This is a genomic window from Pseudonocardia sp. ICBG601 (genome assembly GCF_020496245.1).
On sequence record NZ_JAHLJA010000053.1, the window covers coordinates 35,001 to 42,171 of the forward strand.

General features: G+C 75.7%; 3 protein-coding genes and 4 pseudogenes (1 of these 7 running past the window's edge). All 7 read right to left on the reverse strand.

Annotated elements, in window-relative coordinates:
• A protein-coding gene (tsaE, locus tag KPL57_RS17745) for a tRNA (adenosine(37)-N6)-threonylcarbamoyltransferase complex ATPase subunit type 1 TsaE (protein WP_075310190.1) crosses the window boundary here: on the reverse strand, positions 1–426 show its 5' portion. 51 nt of this gene lie to the left of the window's left edge; only the first 426 of its 477 coding nucleotides appear in the window; its start codon is at positions 424–426; its stop codon lies beyond the left edge, outside the window.
• On the reverse strand, positions 423–1,676 hold the full coding sequence (locus KPL57_RS17750) for an alpha/beta fold hydrolase (protein ID WP_226360654.1): 1,254 nt from the start codon (positions 1,674–1,676) through the stop codon (positions 423–425). Before KPL57_RS17750 ends, tsaE begins: the two co-directional genes overlap by 4 nt.
• Positions 1,673–2,795 (reverse strand): annotated as a pseudogene (gene alr / locus KPL57_RS17755) (alanine racemase). The gene KPL57_RS17750 and the pseudogene alr overlap by 4 nt, the downstream one beginning before the upstream one ends.
• A 454-nt stretch (positions 2,796–3,249) precedes the next feature.
• Positions 3,250–3,702: pseudogene (locus KPL57_RS17760) on the reverse strand (argininosuccinate synthase); the annotation flags it as partial.
• Positions 3,703–3,940: 238 nt separating this feature from the next.
• A pseudogene (locus tag KPL57_RS17765) lies at positions 3,941–4,270 on the reverse strand (argininosuccinate synthase domain-containing protein); the annotation flags it as partial.
• 74 nt (positions 4,271–4,344) lie between these two features.
• Complete coding sequence (locus KPL57_RS17770; RefSeq protein WP_308252913.1) at positions 4,345–5,916, reverse strand: NAD(P)H-hydrate dehydratase; 1,572 nt, start codon at positions 5,914–5,916, stop codon at positions 4,345–4,347.
• Between the two features lie 58 nt (positions 5,917–5,974).
• Positions 5,975–7,171, reverse strand: a pseudogene (gene glmS / locus KPL57_RS69840) (glutamine--fructose-6-phosphate transaminase (isomerizing)); the annotation flags it as partial.

Below are 7,171 nucleotides of genomic sequence, written 5' to 3' on the forward strand. Positions count from 1 at the left end.
GCGCTCCAGGGCGATCGTCACCGCGGACCCGGCGAGCCGCTCCGCGACCCCGACGCCCCACTCGACGGCGACGACCGCGCGGTCCAGCTCGGTGTCGAGGTCGAGGTCGTCCAGCTCGGCCGCCACGTCCACGTCCCCGTCGGGACCGCCCAGCCGGTAGGCGTCGACGTGCACCAGGGCCGGGCCGTCGCCCGCGGAGGGGTGCTCGCGAGCGATCACGAACGTCGGCGAGGCCACCGTGCCGGTCACCCCGAGCCCGCGGGCCAGGCCGCGGACCAGGGCGGTCTTGCCCGCACCGAGTGGACCGGCCAGGAGCACCACGTCGCCGGCGACCAGCTCGCGGCCGACCGTCTCGCCGAAGGACTCGGTGTCGGCGACGGTCGGCAGCTCCGCGACGACGGCGTCCGCCCCGGGAGCGGGGATCACGGCCGGTCCTTCTTCCGGGACCGCCCGGCCCTGGCCGGGACGCGGCTGCCCCGGCGGACCCGGCCCGCGCTGCGCAGCAGCCCCTGCAGGGCGCCGCCGCCCGCCGCGGCCTGGTCGTCCTCGCTCGCGTCGGTGACCTGCGGCGGCCGCTTGGCCCGCAGTTCGCCGCCCGCGGTGCGCTCGGTGGTGCGGGCGATCAGCCCGTCCAGCTCGGCGTCGACGACCTCGGGCTGCTCCAGCATCGGCATGTGCCCGACCCCGGGCAGCCGCACCAGCCGTGCGGTCGGGATCGCCTCGGCGATGACCTCGCTGTGCCGCCACGGGATGATCCGGTCGCCGTCGCCCGCCAGGACGAGCACCTCGCAGCCGGACAGGCCGGGCAGCGCCGCGAGCCGGTCGTGGGTGCCGAGGGTGTCGACGAAGTCGGTGAGCGCGCCGACGGCGTTCGAGTCGATCATCGTGTCGACGAGGTCGACCATCCGCGGGTCGACCTGGCGGTCGCCGTAGGCGAAGCGCTTGGTGAACATCCAGATGATGTCGCCCAGCGCGCGCCGGCCCGTCTCGACCAGGCCGGGCTGCCACGCGGCGAGCCCACCGAGGGTCCGGATGATCGGGTTGCGCCGGGACAGGAACGTCCCCGGCAGCCCCGAGGACGCCATCTCCCCCGCCGAGGTCGACACCAGCGCCACCCCGGCGACGCGCTCGTGGAACAGCTCCGGGTGCTGCTCGGCCAGCGCCATCACGGTCATGCCGCCCATCGAGTGCGACACCAGCACCAGTGGCCCCTCGGGGGCCAGCGAGCGGATCACGGCGTCGAGGTCGCGGCCGAGCTGGTCGATCGTGCAGGAGTCCGCGGGCGCCCGCTCGGAGCGGCCGTGGCTGCGCTGGTCGTAGAGCACCATCCGCACCGACGGGGCGGTCAGCCCGGCCAGGTGCGGCCGCTGCTCCTGCCAGGTGCGCCGGTCGAGGGCGAACCCGTGCACGAGCACGACGGTCAGCGCGGGCTCCGAGCCGTCGGCCGGCGCGACCACCTCGCAGGCGATGCGGATGCCGTCGTCGGCCATCACCGACATCTCCTCGCCGACGGTGCCCGGCGGCGTCTCGGCGTGCGCGGACATCTCGGTGGCCAGGCTGCGGCGGGTGGCGGCGATCTTGCGTCGCTGCGCGGCGACACCGACCCCGGCCGCGGCGCCCGCCGCGCCGACCACACCGCCCGCGATCCCGGCGACGGTCCATCCCCTGCGGCTCATGCGACTCCCCCGCGCCCGTCGGTCACCGTGCGGCGGACCCGCCCCCGGACGCCCGTGACGATCTCGTAGTGGATGGTGCCCAGCTCGTCGGCCCACTCGCGGGCGGTCGGGCCGCCGCGGTGCCGGTGCCGAACAGCTCGACCGGGTCGCCGATCGCGACCGGCAGCGTCCCCGGCCGGCCGCAGTCGACGACGAACTGGTCCATGCAGACCCGCCGGCGACCGGCCGGACGGTGCCGCCGATGCGCACGCGCATCCGACCGCCGTCGTTGAGGCGGCGCGGGACGCCGTCGGCGTAGCCCAGCGGCACCAGCGCCAGCGTGCGGGGCTCGCGGGCGACCCACTCGTGGCCGTAGGACACGCCCTCGCCCGGCTCGACGGTCTTGGTGAGCGCGACCCGGCCGCGCAGCGTCATCGCCGGGCGCAGCGGGCTGTCGGCGGGGTCGGCGATCGGGTCGAGGCCGTAGACGGCGATCCCCGGCCGGACGACGTCGAGGTGCAGGTCGGGGCGGGTCATCAGGCCCGCGGAGTTGCACAGGTGCAGCTGCGGTGCGAACCCGCGGTCCCGGGCGAGCGCGGCGGCGGCGTGCAGCCGCGCGGCCTGGCTGTCGACGGCGGGCTGGCCCGGCTCGTCGGCGGCGGCGAGGTGCGACCAGACGGCCGCGACCTCGCAGGTGCCGTCGGCGACCCCGTCAGCGACGGCGTCGAGCAGGGCGGGCCACTCGCCGGGCGGGCAGCCGTTGCGCGACAGCCCGGTGTCGGCCTTGAGGTGCAGCCGGGCCCTGCGGCCCGCGGCGCGGGCACCGGCCAGCACCGCGGCGAGGTGCTCACGGCCGGACACCGACAGCTCCACCCCGGCGGCGACGGCGGCGGCGAAGTTCTCGTCGGGCAGGTGCAGCCAGGACAGCAGCGGCGCCTCGACGCCATCGGCACGCAGCGCGAGCGCCTCGTCCAGGGTGGCGACGCCGAGCCGGGTCGCCCCTGCCGAGAGCGCCGCCCGGGCGACGGCGGCGGCGCCGTGGCCGTAGCCGTCGGCCTTGACCACGACCATCGTCTCGGCGCCCGAGGCGAGACCGGACAGGTACCGGGTGTTGTGCCGGACGGCGTCGAGGTCGACCACCGCCTCGGCCGCCGGTGCGCCGGGGACGCGACCGTGGCCGGGCCCGTACGTGCGTCCGGGTCCCGGGCCGGGAGCGTGGTCGGTCGTGGGTGACACGGCCCCGATCATCGCATCCCGGCCCGACGGGGCCCGGTCCTGCGCCCGGCTCAGTCGTTCCGGCCTCCATCGCCGCCCGGTCGAGGGACTCCTCCGCCTGCTCGGCGTCGGGGTCCGACGGCGTCGCGGTGATCTCCGCCGCACGCCCGGCCTCGACCTCGCCGACGAAGGTGCCGAACTCGCCGCCGAGCATCCCGGTGGCCGAGTACTGCTCCAGCTTGGCGCGCGAGTCGGCCAGGTCCAGGTTGCGCAGGGTGAGCTGGCCGATACGGTCGCCCGGGGTGAACGGGGCGTCCTCGACACGCTCCATCGACAGCCGGTCCTCGGCGTAGGCCAGGGCGGGGCCGCGGGTGTCGAGCACCGACCAGTCGTTGCCGCGGCGCAGCCGCAGGGTGACCGAGCCGGTCACAGCGTTGCCGACCCAGCGGGTCAGGGACTCGCGCAGCATCAGCGACTGCGGCTCCAGCCAGCGGCCCTCGTAGAGCAGCCGGCCAGCGACGGCCCTGCTCCTCGTAGGCCGACAGCGAGTCGTGGTTGTGGATCGCGGAGACAGGCGCTCGTAGGTGACGAACAGCAGCGCCATCGCCGGAGCCTCGTAGATGCCCCGGCTCTTGGCCTCGATGATCCGGTTCTCGATCTGGTCGGTCATGCCCAGGCCGTGCCGGCCACCGATCCGGTTGGCCTCGGCGACCAGCGCGACCGGGTCGTCGTAGCGGACACCGTTGATCGCGACGGGGCGCCCGGACTCCCACTCGACGGTGACGTCCTCGGTCTCGACCGTGACGGCCGGGTCCCAGAACCGGACGCCCATGATCGGCTCGACGATCTCGATCGAGGTGTCGAGGTGCTCGAGCTCTTGGCCTCGTGGGTGGCGCCCCAGATGTTGGCGTCGGTCGAGTACGCCTTCTCCGCGGAGTCCGGTAGGGCAGCTCGCGCTCGCCGAGCCAGGCGCTCATCTCCGCGCGGCCACCGAGCTGGTCGACGAACGCCTCGTCCAGCCACGGCTTGTAGATCCGCAGGGCCGGGTTGGCGAGCAGGCCGTAGCGGTAGAACCGCTCGATGTCGTTGCCCTTGAAGGTCGAGCCGTCGCCCCAGATGGAGACGCCGTCGTCGGCCATGGCGCGGACCAGCAGCGTGCCGGTGACGGCGCGGCCGATCGGGGTGGTGTTGAAGTAGGGCATCCCGCCGGCGCGGATGTGGAAGGCACCGCAGGCGATCGCGGCGATGCCCTCGTCGACCAGCGCACGGCGGCAGTCGACGACGCGGGCGGCCTCGGCGCCGTACTCCAGCGCGCGCTCGCGGACGGCGACGAGGTCGGGCTCGTCGGGCTGTCCGAGGTCGGCGGTGTAGGCGTAGGGGACCGCGCCGTTCTCGCGCATCCAGGCGACCGCGACGGAGGTGTCGAGGCCACCGGAGAAGGCGATGCCGACGCGCTCGCCGACGGGGAGGCTGGTCAGGATCTTCGGCACGCGCGGAACGCTAACAACCCGCTCCCGGCGCAGGTCCGCCGGTGTGCCGCTTCAGTACGGGCCTGGGCCGCCCGCACCGCCCGCAGCGCGACCGGGATCGCCGCCTGCATCGCCGACGCCGGAGCCGGGACCGGCGGCAGGCCGTGCTCGCGGGCGGCCGCCGTCGCGGCGCGGGCGTGCACCAGCGTCGCGCAGCCCGCCGCCCACCACGGGTCGAGCCCGGCGGCGAGCAACGCGCCGATCATGCCGGTGAGCACGTCGCCGGAGCCCGCGGTCGCGGCCCAAGAGTCCGCGGCGGGGTCGACCAGCACCCGTCCGTCCGGTGCGGCGACGACGGTCGCGTTCCCCTTCAGCAGCACCGTCACCCCGAGGTCGGCGGCGGCGCGGCGGGCGGCGCCGATCCGGTCGGGCCCGACCTCACCCGCGATCCGGGCGAACTCCCCCGCGTGCGGGGTGAGCACGACGGGCTCGCCGTGGATCCGCTCCCGCAGGTGCGCGTGCTGTGCGAGCAGGGTGATCGCGTCGGCGTCGAGGCAGAGCGGCACCTCGCGGCCGAGTGCCTCCTCCAGCACGGCCAGGCCCTGCCCGCCGGTGCCGAGCCCCGGCCCGACCGCCCAGGCCTGGGTGCGGCCGGCGTCGGTGATGTCCCCGGTGGCGACGATCTCCGGCCAGTGCCTGCGGACCTCGTCGGCGGCGGACCCGGCGAAGCGCACCATCCCGGAGGTGGCCAGGGCCGCGGCCCCGCGGCGAGGACGGCGGCGCCGGGGTAGGTGGCCGACCCGGCGGCGATCCCGACGACGCCCTGGCTGTACTTGTCGTCGTCGGGGCCGGGCACCGGCCAGCGGGCGCCGACGTCGCCGTCGGACAGCACCCACGGCGTGCGGCTCGGTCCCCTCCAGGAACGGCCCGAGCCCGAAGTCCACCAGCCGCACCGGGCCGCAGAGCGGGGCGGCGAGGGCGTGCACCGGCTTGCGGCAGCCGAAGGTGACCGTCAGCGCGGCGCGGACGTGCGGCCCGTCGGTCGCCCCGGTGTCGCAGTCGACCCCCGAGGGCAGGTCGCAGGCCACGATCGGTACGCCGCCCCGTCGGCGGCGGCGACCAGCTCCGGGGCCGGGTCGCGCAGCGCACCGCGCCCGGAGATCCCGACGATCCCGTCGACGACGACGTCCGCCCCCGCCACCAGCGCCCGGGCCGCGTCGAGCCCGGCCGCGGCGGGGCCGGGCGGGCCGGCGGGGTGTGCAGGGCCAGCACCCGCCCGCGGGCGGCGCGCAGCGCGGCGAGCCCGGCCGGGTGCGCGCGGTCCGGCGCCAGCAGCACCGCGGTGACGTGCGCGCCCCGGCGGCGCAGCTCGGCGCCGGCCACAGGCGGGCGTCGCCGCCGTTGTCGCCCGCCCCGACGAGGAGCACCACCCGGCGGCCGTAGGTCGCGCCGAGGAACTCGCGCACGTGGTGCGCGAGCCCCGCCGCGGCCCGGCGCATCAGCACCCCGTCGCCGACGGTGCGCATCATGGCCGCCTCGGCCGCCCGTACCTGGTCCGCGGTGTGGAGCCCGTGCATGGCCGCGAGGCTAGCCCCGGGCGGCCGGGTTCGGCGGGTCGTGGAGCGGGGCGCCCGCTCACTCGACGGTGACCGACTTCGCCAGGTTGCGGGGCTTGTCGACGTCGTAGCCGCGGGCGCGGGCGATCTCGGCCGCGATCACCTGCAGCGGGATCGTCGCGACCAGCGGCTGCAGCAGCGTCGGCACCGCGGGAGCTCGAAGAGGTGGTCGGCGAACGGGCGCACCGTCTCGTCGCCGGTCTCGGCGAGGACGACGGTGCGCGCCCCGCGCGCCTTGATCTCCTGGATGTTGGACAGCAGCTTGGAGTGCAGCACCGCGCGCCCCTTCGGCGACGGCATCACCACGACCACCGGCAGCCCGTCCTCGATCAACGCGATCGGGCCGTGCTTGAGCTCGCCGGCGGCGAACGCCTCGGCGTGCATGTAGGCGAGCTCCTTGAGCTTGAGCGCGCGCCTCTCCAGGCGCCACCGGGTAGCCGACGTGCCGGCCAGGAACAGCACCGCCTTCGACGGCGCCAGCTCCTGCCCGAGCGCACGGGCCTCGCCGAGCGACTCCAGCACCTGGGCGACGGCCGCCGGGATGGCCTCCAGCTCCTCGAACTCGCGGACCACCTCGTCCGGGTACTTGGTGCCGCGCGCCTGCGCCAGGGCCAGGCCGACCAGGTAGTTCGCCGCGACCTGGGCGGTGAACGTCTTCGTCGCGGCGACGCCGATCTCCGGGCCCGCGTGGGTGTAGATCACCGCGTCGGACTCGCGCGGGATCTGTGCCCCGTTGGTGTTGCAGATGGCCAGCACCCTGGCCTTCTGCTCCTTGGCGTGGCGCAGCGCCTCCAGGGGTCCGCGGTCTCACCGGACTGGGAGATCGCGACGACCAGCGTCGAGCGGTCCAGCACCGGGTCGCGGTAGCGGAACTCGCTGGCCAGCTCGATCTCGACCGGGATCCGGGTCCAGTGCTCGATCGCGTACTTCGCGAGCAGACCGGAGTGGTAGGCGGTGCCGCAGGCGACGACGAAGACCTTGTCGACGTCGCGCAGCTCCTGGTCGGTGAGCCGCTGCTCGTCGAGCACGATGCGCCCGTCGACCAGGTGGCCGCGCAGGGTGTCGGCGATCGCGGTCGGCTGCTCCTCGATCTCCTTGAGCATGAAGTAGTCGTGGCCGCCCTTCTCGGCGGCGGCGAGGTCCCGGTCACCTCGCGGGTTGACCGCCACGGGCTCCCCGATGAAGTCGGTGACCTCGTAGCCGTCCCGGGTGATCG

Bases quoted from the DNA above. Each gene is read 5' to 3' on its own strand.
- KPL57_RS17750 (WP_226360654.1), bottom strand. From the start codon at position 1,676: ATGAGCCGCAGGGGATGGACCGTCGCCGGGATCGCGGGCGGTGTGGTC.
- KPL57_RS17770 (WP_308252913.1), bottom strand. From the start codon at position 5,916: ATGCACGGGCTCCACACCGCGGACCAGGTACGGGCGGCCGAGGCGGCC.